General features: G+C 64.2%; 16 protein-coding genes. 6 read left to right on the top strand and 10 right to left on the bottom strand.

Going from position 1 to position 17234, the window contains the following annotated elements; translation table 11 throughout:
• Window positions 1–82 precede the first annotated feature (82 nt).
• On the top strand, window positions 83–1267 hold the full coding sequence (locus LB564_RS15900; RefSeq protein WP_224539069.1) for a pyridoxal phosphate-dependent aminotransferase: 1185 nt from the start codon (window positions 83–85) through the stop codon (window positions 1265–1267).
• Between the two features lie 3 nt (window positions 1268–1270).
• Here the strand turns inward: LB564_RS15900 and LB564_RS15905 are convergent, their stop codons facing one another.
• From LB564_RS15905 to LB564_RS15915, 3 genes are read right to left on the bottom strand one after another with little or no spacing between them, the layout of a single operon-like run.
• On the bottom strand, window positions 1271–2017 hold the full coding sequence (locus tag LB564_RS15905; protein ID WP_224539071.1) for an MBL fold metallo-hydrolase: 747 nt from the start codon (window positions 2015–2017) through the stop codon (window positions 1271–1273).
• Window positions 2017–2694: an amino acid ABC transporter permease gene (locus tag LB564_RS15910; protein ID WP_224539073.1), complete on the bottom strand. Its 678-nt coding sequence runs from the start codon at window positions 2692–2694 to the stop codon at window positions 2017–2019. The genes LB564_RS15905 and LB564_RS15910 overlap by 1 nt, the downstream gene beginning before the upstream one ends.
• A gap of 10 nt (window positions 2695–2704) precedes the next feature.
• The gene (locus tag LB564_RS15915; protein ID WP_224539075.1) at window positions 2705–3541 is read right to left on the bottom strand and encodes a transporter substrate-binding domain-containing protein; all 837 of its coding nucleotides are present in this window, start codon (window positions 3539–3541) and stop codon (window positions 2705–2707) included.
• Between the two features lie 120 nt (window positions 3542–3661).
• Here LB564_RS15915 and LB564_RS15920 point away from each other — a divergent pair, with 120 nt between their 5' ends.
• Window positions 3662–4558 carry a LysR substrate-binding domain-containing protein gene (locus LB564_RS15920; protein ID WP_224539077.1) on the top strand — a complete coding sequence of 299 codons (897 nt, stop codon included), beginning with the start codon at window positions 3662–3664 and terminating at the stop codon, window positions 4556–4558.
• A gap of 139 nt (window positions 4559–4697) precedes the next feature.
• Window positions 4698–5072, top strand: a complete 375-nt coding sequence (locus tag LB564_RS15925) for a YciI family protein (protein WP_224539079.1) — start codon at window positions 4698–4700, stop codon at window positions 5070–5072.
• A gap of 32 nt (window positions 5073–5104) precedes the next feature.
• On the opposite strand, the gene LB564_RS15930 is transcribed toward LB564_RS15925, so the two are convergent.
• From LB564_RS15930 to LB564_RS15940, 3 genes are all read right to left on the bottom strand, one after another.
• The gene (locus LB564_RS15930; protein WP_224539081.1) at window positions 5105–5860 is read right to left on the bottom strand and encodes an SDR family oxidoreductase; all 756 of its coding nucleotides are present in this window, start codon (window positions 5858–5860) and stop codon (window positions 5105–5107) included.
• Between the two features lie 300 nt (window positions 5861–6160).
• Entirely contained in the window at window positions 6161–6901 is a 741-nt protein-coding gene (locus LB564_RS15935; protein WP_224539083.1) for a tellurite resistance TerB family protein, read from the bottom strand.
• A 115-nt stretch (window positions 6902–7016) separates the two neighbouring features.
• The gene (locus LB564_RS15940; RefSeq protein WP_224539084.1) at window positions 7017–7949 is read right to left on the bottom strand and encodes a rhodanese-related sulfurtransferase; all 933 of its coding nucleotides are present in this window, start codon (window positions 7947–7949) and stop codon (window positions 7017–7019) included.
• Window positions 7950–8151: 202 nt separating this feature from the next.
• Between LB564_RS15940 and LB564_RS15945 the strand changes: the two genes are divergently transcribed.
• Complete coding sequence (locus LB564_RS15945) at window positions 8152–8790, top strand: 2-dehydro-3-deoxy-phosphogluconate aldolase (protein WP_224539086.1); 639 nt, start codon at window positions 8152–8154, stop codon at window positions 8788–8790.
• Window positions 8791–8802: 12 nt separating this feature from the next.
• Here the strand turns inward: LB564_RS15945 and LB564_RS15950 are convergent, their stop codons facing one another.
• Window positions 8803–9561 (bottom strand): SDR family oxidoreductase, encoded by a 759-nt coding sequence (locus LB564_RS15950; protein ID WP_224539088.1) that lies wholly within the window; start codon window positions 9559–9561, stop codon window positions 8803–8805.
• A gap of 131 nt (window positions 9562–9692) precedes the next feature.
• Here LB564_RS15950 and LB564_RS15955 point away from each other — a divergent pair, with 131 nt between their 5' ends.
• On the top strand, window positions 9693–10586 hold the full coding sequence (locus tag LB564_RS15955; RefSeq protein ID WP_224539090.1) for an AraC family transcriptional regulator: 894 nt from the start codon (window positions 9693–9695) through the stop codon (window positions 10584–10586).
• Between the two features lie 224 nt (window positions 10587–10810).
• On the opposite strand, the gene LB564_RS15960 is transcribed toward LB564_RS15955, so the two are convergent.
• From LB564_RS15960 to LB564_RS15970, 3 genes are all read right to left on the bottom strand, one after another.
• Window positions 10811–10999 (bottom strand): hypothetical protein, encoded by a 189-nt coding sequence (locus LB564_RS15960; RefSeq protein ID WP_224539091.1) that lies wholly within the window; start codon window positions 10997–10999, stop codon window positions 10811–10813.
• Window positions 11000–11283: 284 nt separating this feature from the next.
• Window positions 11284–13119 carry a DUF882 domain-containing protein gene (locus tag LB564_RS15965; RefSeq protein WP_140704419.1) on the bottom strand — a complete coding sequence of 612 codons (1836 nt, stop codon included), beginning with the start codon at window positions 13117–13119 and terminating at the stop codon, window positions 11284–11286.
• Window positions 13120–13488: 369 nt separating this feature from the next.
• Entirely contained in the window at window positions 13489–15030 is a 1542-nt protein-coding gene (locus LB564_RS15970) for a sigma-54-dependent transcriptional regulator (protein WP_224539095.1), read from the bottom strand.
• A gap of 207 nt (window positions 15031–15237) precedes the next feature.
• On the opposite strand from LB564_RS15970, the gene LB564_RS15975 reads away from it, so the two are divergent.
• Window positions 15238–17076: a M3 family oligoendopeptidase gene (locus tag LB564_RS15975; RefSeq protein WP_224539097.1), complete on the top strand. Its 1839-nt coding sequence runs from the start codon at window positions 15238–15240 to the stop codon at window positions 17074–17076.
• Window positions 17077–17234: the final 158 nt, after the last annotated feature.

Here is a 17234-nt window from a genome sequence, read left to right on the forward strand (position 1 = left end):
GAAAGCTCCAATCCGTTTGACTTTTGCGGGCCAAGGCTCACAAAAACGCGACCCAACAGCAAGAACCACACGGACGGGAAAAATGCTCCACACGATTTCGGCCTTCGACCGTCTCGGCGAGGAAAATGCCTTCGCGGTATTGGCGCGGGCGACGGCGCTGGCGAGCCAGGGCCGCGACATCGTCAACCTCGGCATCGGCCAGCCCGACTTCAAGACGCCGCAGCACATCGTGGAAGCCGCGATCAAGGCCTTGCGTGACGGCCACCATGGCTACACGCCGGCCAACGGCCTGCTGGCGACGCGCGAGGCAGTGGTGCGCCGCACGCTGACCACCACCGGCGTCGAGGTCTCGCCGGAGGCGGTGATGATCATGCCCGGCGGCAAGCCGACCATGTTCGCCGCCATCCTGATGTTCGGCGAGCCGGGCGCCGAGATCCTCTACCCCGATCCGGGCTTTCCCATCTATCGCTCGATGATCGAATTCACGGGTGCGGCACCCATTCCCGTGCCGATGCGCGAGGAAAACGGCTTTGCCTTCTCGGCCGAGGAAACGCTGGCCCTGATCACCCCGAAAACCAGGCTCCTCATCCTCAACTCGCCGGCCAACCCGACTGGTGGCGTCACCCCGCGCGCCGAGATCGAGAAGCTGGTCAAGGGGCTAGAGAAGCATCCCGATGTCGCCATCATGTCCGACGAGATCTACGATGTCATGACCTATGACGGCGAGACCCATTGCTCGCTGCTCGGCTTTCCCGAGATCCGCGACCGGCTGATCGTGCTCAATGGCTGGTCCAAGACCTGGGCGATGACCGGCTGGCGCATGGGCTGGTCGATCTGGCCGAACGGCGAAAAGGGCGCCCATCTCTACGACAAGGTGCGCAAGCTGGCGGTCAATTGCTGGTCCTGCGTCAACGCGCCGAGCCAGTTCGCCGGCATCGCGGCGATCGACGGCCCGCAGGACGATGTCGACAGGATGATGCGCGCCTTCGACAACCGCCGCAAGATCGTGGTCGAGGGCCTGAATGCCTTGCCAAACATCTCCTGCATCACGCCCAAGGGCGCCTTCTATGCCTTCCCCAACGTGTCGAAGACCGGCTGGAAGGCGAAGAAACTCGCCTCGGCTCTGCTTGACGAGGCCGGCGTGGCGCTGATCGGCGGCCCCGATTTCGGCATTCTCGGCGAAGGTTACATCCGGCTCTCCTACGCCAATTCCGAGGAGAACATCCTGCGCGCGCTGGAGCGGATCGGAGCGTTTCTGGCGAAATGAGCTTCAGCTCGTCCCATCGAGATAGGCTCTCGCGATCGACCGCAGCTCCTCCTGGTCGATCGCCTCGCCATGTCCACAATAGGCACGGCTGAATTCGATCTGCAAAAGCCGCCGCATCGTGTTGCGGTAGGACTGCACGTCCGATCCTGGAAGATCGTCGATCAGCCGTCCGCGATAAATCGCATCTCCGGCGAAGAAGTCGCCATTTTCTTCGTCGAGAAGCCCGATCGATCCAGGCGAATGACCCGGCAGATGCAGGATGCGAAGCGACCTGTCCCCGGTCTCGATCCTGTCGCCCTCGTCCAGAATCCTGCTTAGCGGCGCCGGCTTGATCCGGAAACGCAGCGGCGACCATGTCACGCCTGGTGACCTGCCGACGGCCTCCGGTTGCGCGCGAAAAAGGTGAGCCAGTGTGTGTTCATCGGCCATGTCCGCGAAAAAAGCAGCCTCCGCGCGGTGGCCGGCTCTCGTCTCGAATTCGCTCAACGCGCCGACATGATCGACATGGATGTGCGTTGCAACGGCCAGGGCCGGCTTGCCACGCGACAGGTTCAACAGCGGTTTGAGAGGCACCAGCCCCATGCCGGCGTCGATGACGAGATCGACGTCGCGCCCGCGGAGATGAAAGATGTTGCTCCTGAAAAAGGAATGGACGTGCGGCTCCCAGAGCCGCGTGATGCCGCCGCCCAGATCCTCGCTTGAAAACCAGCCGGCGGCACGGCTGGGGCCGCCGGGTCCAGTGCCCGGCATCACCGATGGCCCCGCGCCAGAATGCGCTCGACCCGCATCTGCAGCACAGTCAGAACCGAGACGATGGACATGTAGTAGATCAGCGCGGCGCCATACCATTCCAGGAAACGAAAGCTGGTAGCGATCGCGAACTGGGTTACCGTCATCAGTTCCTTCAGCGAGATGACCGTCGCCAGCGACGTTGCCTTGAGCAGCGAGATGAACTCGTTGACCAGCGCCGGCAGGGCAACACGAATGGCCTGCGGCAGGATGATCAGGAAGAATATCTGGCCCCGGTGCAGGCCAAGGGCCGCCGCCCCTTCCGATTGTCCCTTGCCGATCGAAGCATAGGAGCCGCGCAGGATCTCGGTAAGGTAGGCGATCTCGATCAGCGTCAGGGCAAGAAAGGCCGCGATGAACGGCGTGAACCAGTCTGCCCGGAAGATCGCCGCGATCTGCGGCAACCCGTTCCAGATGAACAGGAGCACGAGCAGTGCCGGTGCCCCACGAAAAAGCCAGACAAAGGCGGCGATCAGGAAACGTATCCAGCGCCGTTTCGACGTCGCCAGCGCCGCGGTGACCATCGACACCGCCAGGGCGACGATCATCACCAGCACCGACAGGAGCAAGGTCAGCAATGCCCCCTTGGCAAGGGGCCAGCCGAACAGTGCGGTGAGGAAGAGCTTGCCGTCGAACACCGCCTTTGCCTCACTCAGTCGCGTGCTTGACGTCGGTGGCGGTCTCGGGAAGCTTCCACTTCTGCAGCAGCGTCTTCATCTCGCCGCTGGCCTGCAGCGTCTCGATGGCTTTCACCAATGCCGCGCGGTTGTCGCCGCCCTTTCTCAGATAGATCCCGTAAGTTTCGCCGTCGCCATAATTATACGGCACCTGCAATCGGCCGGGCATCTGCTTGATGCGGAAGGCGGCCGTCGTGTCCTGCGTGATCGTGGCCGCGGCCCGGCCGACCAGGATCTGCTCGATGACGGCGGAGGCCGAGGGATAGGTCTGTATCTGCGCCGGCGGCTTGCCGGCCTTCGTCAGCTCGGCGTCAAGATCCGCGGCCGTCTTTTCATAGGTGGTACCCGCCTCGATCGCCAGCACCTTGCCGCCGAGGTCGAGCGGCGACTTGGTTTCGGCATCCGATGCTGCCGTGACCATCACGACGTTGGAGATGAAATAGGGGACCGCGTCATAGGCTTTGAGCCGGTCCTTGGTCACCATGATACCGCTTGCAACGAGGTCGCAGCGCTCGGCGCCGAGTGACGGCAAGAGACCCTTGAAATCGCCCACGACATATTTCGTCGTGGCGTTCCACTGCTTGGCGATGGCGTCGACGACATCGACTTCGAAACCGACGAGCTTCTCGTCTCCGGGATTGGCGTAATACTGCATGGGTGGAAAGTCGCCGCCGGTGCAGACGTTGAGCACGCCGTCGCGCACCAGGGTGGTATCCGCGGCCCGCGCCATCGGCGCCGCAACGCAGGCGATCAGCATGCCGAGAGCAACTTTGGCGACGGCCGAAATTGAAGGTCGGATGGCACTCATGATTGGTTCCCCTGTCTGTTTTTTGTACGTTGATCGCGACGGTATGTTGCGGAATTCTGTCAAACAAGCTAAATCTTTAAGGGAAAAATCCGACAGTTTTTCTAAATTATTGGCGTCCAGATGGCCCTGCCCTCCCTCCACTCGCTTCGTGTCTTCGAAAGTGTGGCGCGCCTCGGCAACATCGCGGCGGCGGCGGCTGAACTGCATGTGACGCCGGGGGCGGTGAGCCAGCAATTGCGCGCCCTGCAGCTGTCGCTAGGGATCGACCTGTTCGAAAAACAGGGTCGCCGCCAGGTGCTGACGGAACGCGGCGCGGCGTTGCAGAAGAGTGTGGCGGCCGCCATGCAGCAGATATCAGGATCCATCCGCGAGATATCGGCGAACGCCTACAGCGCCGCCACCAAGGCGACGCTGCGCGTCTCGGCACCCTCTGTTTTCGCCACGACCTGGCTGGCGACGAGGATCTTCCGCTTCCTCGACGAGAACCAGGACATCCGCATGCAGATGCTGACGGCGGTGAGGTTCGAGGAGATCGACTGGCGGAAAGTCGATGTGGCCATCGTCTATGGAAATCCGCCCTGGCCGGGATTCTGGTGGCGGCTGCTGCAGGGCCTGCCGATGACCCCTGTGTGCAGTCCGCAACTGCTGCGCGGCCCGCACGCCATTCGCGAGCCGCGCGACGTGCTGCACCACCGCCTGCTGCACGAGGACGACGGCAGCCAGTGGCGGCGTTGGCTGAACGAGGCGCGCGTGCCGCACTTCGTGGAATCCGATATCTATTTCGACAATTTCGCCATGGTGCTCCAGGCCGCCCGCGACGGCCACGGCCTCGCCCTCACCAGCGGCATCATCTCCTTCAGGGATCTGGATGAGGGACGCCTCGTCCAGCCCCTGGCCCTCAGCGTGCCGTCAGCTCCCCAATATCACTGCATATGCCGCGAGGAAGGCCTGGAAAATCCATTGATAGGCCGGTTTGTCGACTGGCTCATCGACGAGGCGTCACGACCATCCGGCTGATCGCCGGCAATCGTCGCCTCTCCCGCGTCAACCGCCAGATCGTGTCATGAGCCGTCGGGAGGCGCGTGGCCGAGGCTGGGCGGTCATGCCGAAAACGGCTACCACTTCCCCGGATCAGGACCGGAATGAGGGACCTCGGATGTTTTATGCAATCCTCGCCTATCACGTGGAAGACGCGATCGACGCACTGACGCCGCAGGAAGACGCGGCGCTGATGGCCGAGTTGCTGAAGATCAACACCAGGCTTCATGCGGAAGGCACGCTTGGGCCGTCGGCGCGTCTGGGGACGACACGGGATGCCTGCACCTTGCGCGGCCCGGGCGACGGTGTGATCATCGACGGGCCTTTCGCCGAGACCAAGGAACAGTTGCTCGGTCTCTATGTCGTCGACTGCGTCACCAGGGACGACGCGATAGCGATCGCCCGCGACCTGCTTCGTGTCAACCCAACCGCCGTTTACGAGATCAGGCCTATTCTGCTCTTCAAGCCCGGCGTGCCGCTGGTGGGAAAATAAGGCTCGGGCGAAAGCGCGGCCAGGGCGGCTGCTCACCCACGCCCGACAAACGGCATCTTGGTCGCCATGACCGTCATGAACAGAACATTGGCGTCGAGCGGCAGGCTGGCCATGTGCACGACCGCGTCGGCGACGCGCTGGACATCCATCACCGCTTCGGCCGCGATCGAGCCATTGGCCTGCGGCACGCCGACGGTCATCGGCTGCGCCATGTCGGTCAGCGCATTGCCGATGTCGATCTGGCCGCAGGCGATGTCATAGGGGCGGCCATCGAGCGCCAGTGTCTTGGTCAGCCCGGTAATGGCGTGCTTGGTCGCCGTATAGGGCACGGAGCCCGGGCGTGGCGCATAGGCCGACACAGAACCATTGTTGATGATGCGGCCGCCCATCGGCTTCTGCTTGCGCATGGCGCCGAAGGCGGCGCGCGCGCACAGGAACGAACCGGTGAGATTGACGCCGACGACATCGTTCCACACCTCGACCGGGATCTCGTCGATCGGCGTCGACTTGTAGCCCATGCCGGCATTGTTGAAGAGCAGGTCGACGCGGCCGAACGCCTCCGCCACCGTCTCGAACAGATCGTCGACCTCGGCGGCCTTGCTGATGTCGCAGGCAACCGCCAACGCCCTCGCCTCGGTCGGTCCGATCTCGGCGATCGCGGCGTCCAGCACCGGCTTGCGGCGCCCGCAGAACACCGTGTTCCAGCCCGCCTTGAGCAGTGCCGTGGCGACGCTCTTGCCGATACCCGTGCCGGCGCCGGTGACGATGGCGGTTTTTTGCTCGGTCATGGCAGATGTCCTCCGGCAGCGCCGCGCGTGCCCGACTGATTTTCAGGATTTGGCTCGGGAGAAGGCATCGCAAATGACGGCGGCGATGGCAAGCGGGGCCGCGGGCGCCTGCGCTCGAAAAAGTGGAACCGCGTCTTTGGAGGAAGTCCGGCGAGGGCCGACAAAAAGGGCGGTCATTGGCGACCGCCCTGATCTGAACCGGGCTTGGGAGGAGGAAAAGCCGATCCGACTGTCTAGAATCATGCGCTTCCTGAGTTAACGAAAGGTTAACGCTGGAAGACCCGCCTGTCCCGTTTTGACCTACCAGCGCGGGTTGGGTGAGGTCCCAGCCTGTGCCGCTGGCACCTTGGCCGCCGAAACCGTCGCCTCGACATGGTCGACCAGCGCATCCGGCAGGCCAAGCCGGCCGGCAAGCAGGTCGAGATAACCACGCTCGGCGCGCGTGTCGGGATCGATGGTGAGACGCGACGCCGTATAGAGCTCGAGCTTCTGCGCATCGGTCCTGGCGCCGGCCACCAGCGTGTCGAGATCGAGCGGGCTCTCCAGCTCCGCCATTAGGAATTTTTCCGCATCGGTGCCGATCCCGGCAAGGCTGAGCTTGCCGGCGATCTTCTGGCGCTCCTCGTCGTCGACATGGCCGTCGGCCTTGGCCGCCGAGATCATCGCCCGCACCAAGGTCAGCGTGAACTCATCCTCGCCTTGCGGCGCCTGCGACGGGTGAAAGGCCGTGCCCTTGGGCGGCGGCAGCAATTCCGGCTCGCCGGCCGTGGGCGCCTGTTCGGGTGCGTTGCCGGCCTTGTAGTTCTGATAGGCCTTGTAGGCGAGGCCACCAATGGCGGCCAACCCGCCGAGCTTCACCGCGGCACCCGTCACCTGCCGGCCAGCGCCGGTTCCAAGCAGCACCGCGGCCAGCGCACCGGCGGCCAGCGGATTGTCCTTGGCCATCTGCACCGCTTGTCCGGCCGTGTCGCGGACCGTGCCGCTGGTGCCGGGAACTTGCGAGCCGAGCAGATCGTCGAGAAGCTTCTTGGGATCGAACATTCAGTGCCTCCACATTTGCCCGGCCGAACGGGCGGGTTTCGAACGCCGAAGACGTAGGTCCCGAAACCTGACATTGCAATGACACGCGGCCGCTTTGCCGGCCGCGGCGCCTCGATCAGGATCCGATATGCGGACCCCTGCCCCGGGCTCGCGCGAGCTCCACTTGCCGCTGGCGCTCCGCGTAGCGCTTGCGGTCTTCGTCCGAGCGGGCATCGAAACAATGCGGACAGGAAACCCCGGCGGCATAGTTCGGCGACGTCAGCTCGCTCTGCGTCAGCGGATGGCGGCAGGCGCGGCACAATTCCGCGTCACCCTCGGCGAGGCCGTGTGACACCGAAACCCGCTCGTCGAAGACGAAGCACTCGCCCTGCCACAGGCTCTGCTCGGCCGGGACCTGCTCGAGATATTTGAGAATGCCGCCCTTGAGGTGAAAGACCTCCTCGAAGCCGAGCGACTTCACATAGGCCGTCGCCTTTTCGCAGCGTATGCCGCCGGTGCAGAACATGGCTACCTTGCGACCCTCGAGCTCCGCGCGGTGTGTTTCCACCCAGGCCGGGAATTCGCGAAAGCTCGCCGTCGCCGGATCGACCGCACCCTTGAAAGTGCCGATCGAGACCTCATAGGCGTTGCGCGTGTCGATGACGAGCGTATCGGGTTGCGAGATCAGCGCGTTCCAGTCGCCCGGCTCCACATAGGTGCCCGCGCTTGTCGCCGGGTCGATGGTCTCGACCCCCATGGTGACGATCTCACGCTTCAGCCGCACCTTCATGCGGTGGAACGGCATGGCCGCGGCGTCGCTGTACTTCACTTCGAGACCCGAGAGGCCGTCGATCGCTTCAATATGGTCGATCAGCGCGGCGATCGCTTCGCCACTGCCGGCGACGGTGCCGTTGATGCCCTCATGCGCCAGGAGCAGCGTGCCCTTGATGCCGCGCCCGCAACAGAAGGCCGCGAGCGGCGCGCGCAACGCCTCGAAGGCGTCGAGCCGGGCAAAGCGATAGAGCGCGGCGATGCGGACTGGCTGGGATGGCGCGGGCGGTGTTGTCATTGCCAGAGCACCTAGACGCTCGCGGAAGCCGATTCAAGGCGAAACGAGTTCGGGCTGCCTCGTCATGGCCCTGTCGGCGAATAACCGTTAAGCTCGACGGCACCGCGTGACATCGCGACGCGACCGGCTCCGTGGACAGGGCAATACCCGTCTGCTAATCGGTTGAAATTCCCTCGATGCGACCCTCGACAAGGAGAGACAGATGCCGACCAAGACCGAAAAACTCCTGTCGCTCCTCAATGGCCAGCCGGTCATTCCGGTGCTGAAGATCGCCAACGTTGCCGATGCGGTGCCGCTGGCCCGTGCTCTGGCGCGCGGCGGCTTGCCGGCGATCGAGATCACGCTCCGGACCGCGGATGCGCTCGAAGCGATCCGCCGCGTGGCGGGCGAGGTCGAGGAAGCCATCGTCGGCGCCGGCACCATTCTGGACAGCAAGCAGTTCGACCAGGCAGCCAGCGCCGGTTCGCGCTTCATCGTCAGCCCCGGCATCACCAGTCAGCTTCTGGCTGCCGCCGCCGACAGCGAGGTTCCACTGCTGCCCGGTGCCATCACGCCAGGCGAGATCATGGCCGCGCGCGAAGCCGGCCTGCGCTTCCTGAAATTCTTCCCGGCCGAACAGTCCGGCGGCATCGCGTCGCTGAAGGCCTTCGCCTCGCCGCTGGCGGACATCAAATTCTGCCCGACCGGCGGCATCACCGGCAAGAACGCCGCCGACTACCTCGCTTTGCCAAACGTCATCTGCGTCGGCGGCTCCTGGGTTGCACCCGACGAACTGGTCAAGGCCGGCAAGTGGGACGAGATCGAGGCGCTCGCACGGGCCGCGAGCAAGCTCGGGAAATAACCCCCCTCGGGTTCACCAGCGCAGTGGGCCGTTGTCGTCGAAATATCCACCTGTCGGGCCATCACTATCCAGCGTTGCCAGCCGCACGACGATCTCGGTTGCCTGCTCCACCGTGCGGTAGCCTTTGCCGCCATTGAGATCGGTCGCTGTATAGCCGGGCGCGGCGGCATTGACCTTGATGCCCCGCGGCGCGAGTTCCCTGGCGAATGCCACGGTGATGGCGTTGAGCGCAGTCTTGGAGCTGCCATACCCCATGATATTGGGTGACTGGTTTTCAGCGAGGCTGTCGGACGCGCGCGCGATCGAACCGAGATTGCTGCTCAGCATGACGATGCGGGCTCCGGGTGCTGCCGAAAGCAACGGCAGGAACGCCTGGGTGACGCGGATCGGACCGAAAACGTTGACGTCATAGGTCGCCTTCATATCGGCAATGTTCTCCTGGCTCGGCAGCCGCTCGTAGCGGCCGTCCGGACCGAGCGCATCGACATATCCGGGCGCGATGCCGGCATTGTTGACCAGCACATCGAGGCTGGGCGCCCTTGCCGCGACGACGCTGGCGGCGGCGGCCACGCTTTCGTCGCTGGCGACGTCGAGTTCGAGCCATTCGACGTCGAACCCCTCGGTGCGCAAGGCACCGGCCGCGGCCATGCCACGCTTTGGATCGCGGGCGCCGAGCCAGACCCTGAACCCCATCCTCGCAAGCCGCCGCACGGTCTCGAGGCCGATGCCCTTGTTGGCGCCGGTCACCAGAGCGGTCTTCTGTGTCGTCATCGCAAAGTCTCCTTTTTCGTGATCCCAGAAATGACGCAAGCCGGCCTGCTTCGCGCGCCGGAAGCTCTCATGCTCTTGCCTAAAACTCTCACTTGGTTGCGCTCTACCCGTGGATGGGCAATGCTGAAACGATGAACGAAATGCTTCGGGAATTGATCGCGATCGCAGCCCGCCACGCGCATGGACGACGGACACGGACGGCGATCCCCCGCGTCACGATCGGCCGCAGCGAGATACCGTCGCCACCACTGCCGGAGCTTTGTCAGCCAACGGCCTTGTTCGTGCTGCAGGGCGCGAAATCGGTGCTGCTCGGCGACCGAACGCTTCGTTATGAGGCCGGCAGCTATTTCGTCTACGCGGTCGAGACGCCCGCCACCAGCCAGCTGATCGAAGCAAGTGCCGCCTGCCCTTACCTGGCCATCGGTTTCGCCCTTGATGTCGGATCGATCGCCACCTTGCTCATCGACCACGAGCCGGCGGTCGGTGGCGACGGTTTTGTGACTTGCCTGGCCGATGACGACCTGCTCGATGCGTGGCGCCGGATGCTGCGGCTGCTCGACCGGCCCGCCGAGATTTCCGTGCTCGCTCCCATGATCGAGCGGGAGATATTGTTTCGGCTGCTGCAAGGTCCGCAAGGCGGCAAGCTGCACCAGCTTGCCCGCGCCGACGGCCGCCTGTCGCGGATCCGCCGCGCCACGGCGTGGATCCGGACGCATTACAACGAGCCTATCGAGGTGCGACAGCTGGCCGACCTGGCCCATATGAGCAACGCCGCCTTTCATCGCCACTTCAAGGCGGCGACAGCGATGAGCCCGATCCAGTACCAGAAGCAGGTCCGCCTGCTGGAGGCGCGCCATCTGTTGATCGCCCAGCCGGGCAACGCCGCGCGCGTCGCTTTTGAGGTGGGGTACGAGAGCGCTTCGCAGTTCACCCGCGAATATGCCCGCCAATTCGGATTGCCGCCCGCGCGTGACGCCGCGCGGCTGCTGGCGCGAGGCGAAGTAGCCGCGCTTGAGGTGGACTAATGCACGTCGAAAGCGCGGCGCGGAATTCGTTTCGACGCGACGCGCTCAGAGCAATCCCAGGAAAAGTGTGTGACGGTTTTCCGTCCGGAATTGCGTAAGACAAAGAGTTGGAGTGGTTCGGCGATCTATCAAACGCTGAACCACCCCAGAAATCCAGGGGGCTCGCAAAAGGCCCGGCCGAACCTTCGCCGACCGGGCCGCATTGCTTTCCCTTCAAGCAAGGGTCAGTTGCAGACTCTGACCTTTTCAATCACCCTGTGGTGATGCCTCCAGTGCGTGACCACCTTGGTCCTGCAGTGCTTGGCATGCATGTGGTCATTGGTCTTGACGACGACGGTTGCCGCCTGTGTCGGAGCAATGGCGGCCGAGGCAGCCGCCAGCGTTAGAGCTGTGGCCAATAAGATCTTCTTCATGAATATCCCCAGGTTGGAACGTACCCACCTTAACCCGGAAACGGGGTGACCCGTTCCGGCTTCACGAGAAGTTCAGCCGCGCGTGATCCTCGCCGGCCTTCCGCCGATTTTCTCCCGCAACGATCGTCCGGTTACGGGCGTCGCCCTCGCCTGACCGGCATCACAGTCGGGCCGACAGGCGCGCTCCCGCGAGTATACAGAAGAACCCCGCGCATCGCGCCTCCGGACAGCAAAAAGCCGCGTCGGTCGCCCGGCGCGGCTTCAGCGATGGTCTGGTCCGTGCGCTACTTGGTCTGGAAGCGGGCGACCGACATGAACTTGACGGCATTGCCGGTGAAACGGTTGGCGTCGGCCATCTGGTTGCCCGACTGGAAGCCGGCCGTATAGACCTCGCTCGGCGGTGTATGCACGATGTTGTAGGCGTAACCCGGCGCGGTGGTCGCGCTGGAAACGGTGGCGACGTTCTCGCCACTGGTCAGCGCCCAGCGGGCGGCCTGCGGTGCCGCGGCAACCACCACGGCCCTGGGGCCGGGCTTCTGGTCGCGGACGGTTGCCCTGGCTTCCTTGCGGGTCGTCTTCACACCGGCGCCGATCGCGGCGGCCGGATCGGAACCGGCAGGACGGGCTGCAACGGCCTGGCGCGGCGAAGCGGCATCGACACCGGACGGATCGTTGAACGCCGAGCGCGGTTCCGCGGACAAGGACGCGAGCTGATACTCGTCGCCATTGCCGACCTGCGCATTGGCCTCGTCGAGCACGGCCTTGACGGCGTCCGGCTTGGGACGCGCGCTCGGCAGTACGGAGAACGCATCCGTCGCGGTCTTGCCGTGATCAGCCGTATCGGCCAGCGCCATCAGCACATCCTTGCTGGGCGGCGGCGCGAGATCCGCCGGCAGCGTGCGTTCGGGACGCCATGTCGGCAAGGGGATGTTGTTGACGGCGACCTGCGCCGGATCGGCGGCCGCAGCCGCGGCCAGCGCTGCCGGATCAGCCTTGCTGAAAGGCATGTTGGCCGGCGCCTGCGCGGTCGCCACTGCCTGTTCCGTGGTGGCCGTCGCATCCGCCGTGGCGAAGGGAACGTTTTCAGGCGTCTGTGCGCCGACATCGGCCTTCGGCCGCGGCGCGAAATCGGGCAGCGGGATCTCCTTGGCCGGCAGCGCCGCGATGATCGTCTCCGGCGCGTCCTTCTCCGGCTCCGGAGCCTGCTCGTCGGCAATCTGCGGAATGTTCGCGCGCTGGGCGTTCTCGGGCGCGACGATAGCGATGCCCGGCAGGTTGCTGGTCTTGGCGGTAGCGACCGGCTTCAGGTTTTTAGCCCTGGGCGCCGGGGCAGCCGAAGCGGTCTCGACATCGGCGCTGTCATCGGCCTCGTCGTCGCCGCCACCACCGAAGAAGGCGGACAGGAAGCCACCGGATTTCTTGCCGCTGCCGCCGGCGCTGGCCAGTTCGATATTAGGTGTGCCAGTGCCCTTGCGCGACTTGTAGGAGGCCAGGGCCTGTTCGTAGCCCGGCAGCGGCCGGCCGTCGCTCGGCACATGCAGCGTCTTGCCATTGGGGAACAGGCTGACCAGTTCCTGGCGGCTGATGCCGGGCCAGTGGCGCACATTGCCGACGTCCATATGGACGAACGGCGAACCGGAGGTTGGGTAATAGCCGACGCCACCGCCCTGCATCTTGAGGCCGATATTGCGCAGCTTCTTCAGCGGCACGCCGGGAATATAGAAATCCATCGCCTTGCCCAGCATATGCTGGCTCTTCTCGGCGACACCCCGGCTGCGGCTGCGCAGCATCGAGTTGGTCGACGGCGAGCGATAGCCGCAGACGACCTGGATATAATCGGTGGCGCCGCTTTCCCGATAGGCTTCCCAGACCAGGTCGAGCAGGCGCGGATCCATCTTGGTCGGCTCGTTGCGGCGCCAGTCGCGCAGGATGATGTTGATCTTGCGCAGGCCCTCGGGAACGTAGCGGCCATTGCGCTTGTAGACGATCTCGGCCTTCTCGTGCGTATGGAGATGGTAGAGCTTCAGCGAACGAACTTCGGCATGGGCGCCCGTGGCGGCCGCGGCAACAAAACCAAATGCGACAATCACTGCCGCCAGCCATCTCGGCCAGACGCTCAAATGATGGTGCCGCCCGTTTGTGAGTCGTTCGATTCTGTTCAAATCAAAAGGCCTTGCAGGCTGCCGTTTGTCCCCGGATTTGCCCAAACGGACGTGTCGTTATCACATCCGAATATCGATCCTAATGGTTAATCATCGCTTATTGAAGCCGAAATGCGGTAACACCATGGCGATATCCCGTCAAAAATTGTCCGCAAGGTTTCTTGGTAAACCGCTGGTTTAGATCATGATTCCGACCTTGACCGAACACGATCTGTTACCATCGGCCTCAATGCGTGAACAATGGCCTGTCGAGCGCCGCCGTCCGGCCGCCATAATCCGGCGTCGGCGCCATGTCGTGACAGAGGAAACTGGTCCCGGCCTTGCGGCTCAGGAAACAAGCCTGTCGACGCGGCCGGTTTCCGGGTCGATGCCATATTCCTTCAGCTTGCGGTAAAGCGTCGAGCGGCCGATACCGAGCCGGCGAGCGACCTCGCTCATCTGGCCGTTGTAGTGGTCGATGGCGAGCTTGATCATTTCGAGTTCGACATCGGCCAGCGCCCGCACATTGCCGCGCTCGTCGAGCGCCCGCAGCGTACCGAAGCGAGGCAGCGAGGCGACCGGCTGTTCACGTACAGCCGTCGAATCGGTCTCGTCGGGCACGATGTCCTCGTCGCGCGGCGCCAGCGGCGCCGCCGCGCCACTTGCTTCGAACCTGTCGCCGGCTTCGAGATTGACCGTGCCTTCGACCTGCGCCCGGATCTGCGGGAAATCATCGGCGGTCAGCATCTCGCCTTCGCACAGCACCGAGGCACGGAAGACGGCGTTTTCGAGCTGCCGGATGTTGCCGGGCCAGTCATAGGCCTGCAGAATGCCAAGCGCTGCCGCCGAAATGCCTTGCAGCCGGTGACGCGGGTCGGCCGGCGCCACCTTCTCCATGAAATGCGAGACCAGATGGGGAATGTCCTCGCGGCGGTCGCGCAGCGGCGGCACGAAGATCGGGAAGACATTCAACCGGTAGAACAGGTCTTCGCGGAACTTGCCGTCCTTGACCTGCTGCAACAGGTTGCGGTGCGTCGCTGAAATCAGCCGGATGTCGACCTTGACGGTCGAGCGGCCGCCGACGGGATCGACCTCGCCCTCCTGGACGGCGCGCAGCAGCTTGACCTGCACGTCGAGCGGCAGGTCGCCGATCTCGTCCAGGAACAGGGTGCCGGAATGCGCCTCGACGAATTTGCCTGTGTGCTTGTCAGTGGCGCCGGTGAACGAGCCTCTCTCATGGCCGAACAGGATGGATTCCACCAGATTGTCGGGGATGGCGCCGCAATTGACCGTGACGAAGGGTTTCGAGCGGCGGTCACCGCTGCCCTGAATGGCACGCGCCACCAGTTCCTTGCCGACGCCGGATTCGCCCTCGATCAGGATCGGGATGTTTGAGGCCGCCGCTTTCTGGCCGAGGCGGATCACCCTGTCCATGGCCGGACTGTGGGTGATCATGTCCTTGAAGGTCAGCAGCCCGCCGCGTTTGCGCGACGTGCGCTTGACCTCGCCCTCGACCGCCTCGACCTTCAGCGCATTGGAGATCGAGGCCTGCAGCCTGTCGGGCGAAGCCGGCTTGACGACGAAATCGAAAGCGCCATGACGCATCGCCGAAACCACGGTTTCGATGCCGCCCTGCGCGGTCTGCACGATGACCGGCACGCTGATGTCGCGCTCGCGCATCGCCTTCAGCACGCCGATGCCGTCGATGCCGGGCATGACAAGGTCGAGGATCACGACCGACACGTCGCGGGCGCCACGCCCGTCGAGAACCTCGAGGCCGGCGGCACCGCCTTCGACGACGATCGCCGTGTGGCCGAACCGGGTCACCGCCGCCTCGAGCAGCCGGCGCTGCACGGGATCGTCATCGACTATGAGTATGGAACCTGTCATGACTGTCTTGGTCTGCCCGCGCCCGAATTCCCCATGGATCATCTTGGCACAGGGTTCTAAATAAGGTTTCAAAAAACCCGGTGAACGAATTCCTTAGGATTTGACCGGCTTTTCCATCCTCGTTGAGTCTGGCTCCCCTGATTCTGGCCACGGGCTTCAACGCCGGCCAGTTCAAAGAAGGCCAGTTGGTTCAAAGAAGGTATCTCTATGCGCATGATGTTTGATCGGCGGATTGCGGCGCCAGTGTCCGGTCAGGGCGCGGCCGGGCTTGGCGATCTGCCGGAATGGAACCTCGCCGATCTCTATGCCGGCATGGACGCGCCGGAACTGAAGCGCGACATTGCCAAAGCAGCGGCCGACGCCGTCGCGTTCGAGGCCCGCTGGAAGGGCACGCTCGCAGCCGAGGCCGGGCGCGGCGCCGCCGGCCGGCTTGGCGAGGCCCTTGGCGCCTACGAAGCGCTCGAGGAACTGATCGGCCGCATCGTCTCCTATGCCGGCCTCGTCTATGCCGGCAACACCGCCGATCCGCAGCGCGCCAAGCTCTATGGCGACATCCAGGAGAAGATGACCGACGCCAGTGCGCATCTGCTGTTCTTCGCGCTCGAACTGAACCTGATCGACGATGCGGCGATCGAAGGCGCGCTGGCCAGCGACCCGGCCTTTGGGCATTACCGCCCGTGGGTGCTCGATCTGCGCATGGACAAGCCCTATCAGCTCGAGGATCGCGTCGAGCAGCTTTTCCACGAAAAATCGATCACCGGACGCGGCGCCTGGAATCGCCTGTTCGACGAGACGATGACCGATCTTCGCTTCGATATCGACGGCGAGGAACTGACCCTTGAGCCGGCCCTCAACCGCCTGCAGGATGCGGACGGCGAGGTCCGCCGGCGCGCCTCCGAGGCGCTGGCCACCACCTTCCGCAAGAACCTGCGCACCTTCACGCTGATCACCAACACGCTGGCCAAGGACAAGGAGATTTCCGACCGCTGGCGCGGCTTCGAGGACATCGCCGATTCACGCCATCTCGCCAACCGCGTCGAGCGCGGCGTGGTCGATGCGCTGGCCACCGCCGTGCGCGAGGCCTATCCGCGCCTGTCGCACCGCTACTACGCCATGAAGGCGCGCTGGCTCGGCATGGAGGTGATGAACCACTGGGACCGCAACGCGCCGCTGCCGGAGACGCCGCAGGCGGTGATCGGCTGGGACGAGGCCAGGAACACGGTGCTGTCGGCCTATCATCGCTTCTCGCCCGAGATGGCCGAGATCGCGCGCACCTTCTTCGACCGCAACTGGATCGACGCGCCGGTGCGTCCGGGCAAGTCGCCTGGCGCCTTTGCCCATCCGACCGTGCCCTCGGCCCACCCCTATGTGCTGCTCAACTACATGGGCAAGCCGCGCGACGTGATGACGCTGGCGCATGAACTCGGCCACGGCGTGCATCAGGTGCTGGCCGCCGGCCAGGGCGCGCTGATGGCCTCGACGCCGCTGACGCTGGCGGAGACGGCATCCGTCTTCGGTGAGATGCTGACCTTCCGCTCGCTGCTCGAGCGGACCACCGACCGGCGCGAGCGCAAGGCCATGCTCGCCCAGAAGGTCGAGGACATGATCAACACGGTGGTGCGCCAGATCGCCTTTTATGAATTCGAGCGTAAGGTGCATGCCGAGCGCCGCAACGGCGAATTGACATCCGACAGGCTCGGTGAGTTCTGGCTGGAGGTTCAAGCCGAAAGCCTGGGGCCGGCGATCAAGCTGCGCGAAGGCTACGAGGCGTTCTGGACCTACATCCCCCATTTCATCCACTCGCCCTTCTACGTCTATGCCTATGCGTTCGGCGACTGCCTGGTGAACTCGCTCTATGCGGTCTACCAGAATGCCGAGCGCGGCTTTCAGGACAAATATTTCGAGATGCTGCGTGCCGGCGGCACCAAGCATCATTCGCAGCTTCTGGCGCCTTTCGGTCTCGACGCCACCGACCCCGCCTTCTGGCAGATCGGGCTCGGCGTGATCAGCGGCCTGATCGACGAACTGGAAACGCTCGACGGTTGAGACGTCTCTCGCCCGGCAAGAACAGTTTAGCCGGGATGCATGTCTGGCTTGGCTATTCTTGCCCTAAATATTTGTTCTTGAAGAACTCTCCGCAGGACGTTTTCCGATAGCTTTCCGCAAGCTCTATGATAGCCTTCGCTCCAAGCTCAGCCGGAGCG

It is taken from the genome of Mesorhizobium sp. ES1-6, from assembly GCF_020164775.1.
In the GTDB taxonomy this organism is placed as follows: Bacteria; Pseudomonadota; Alphaproteobacteria; order Rhizobiales; family Rhizobiaceae; genus Mesorhizobium.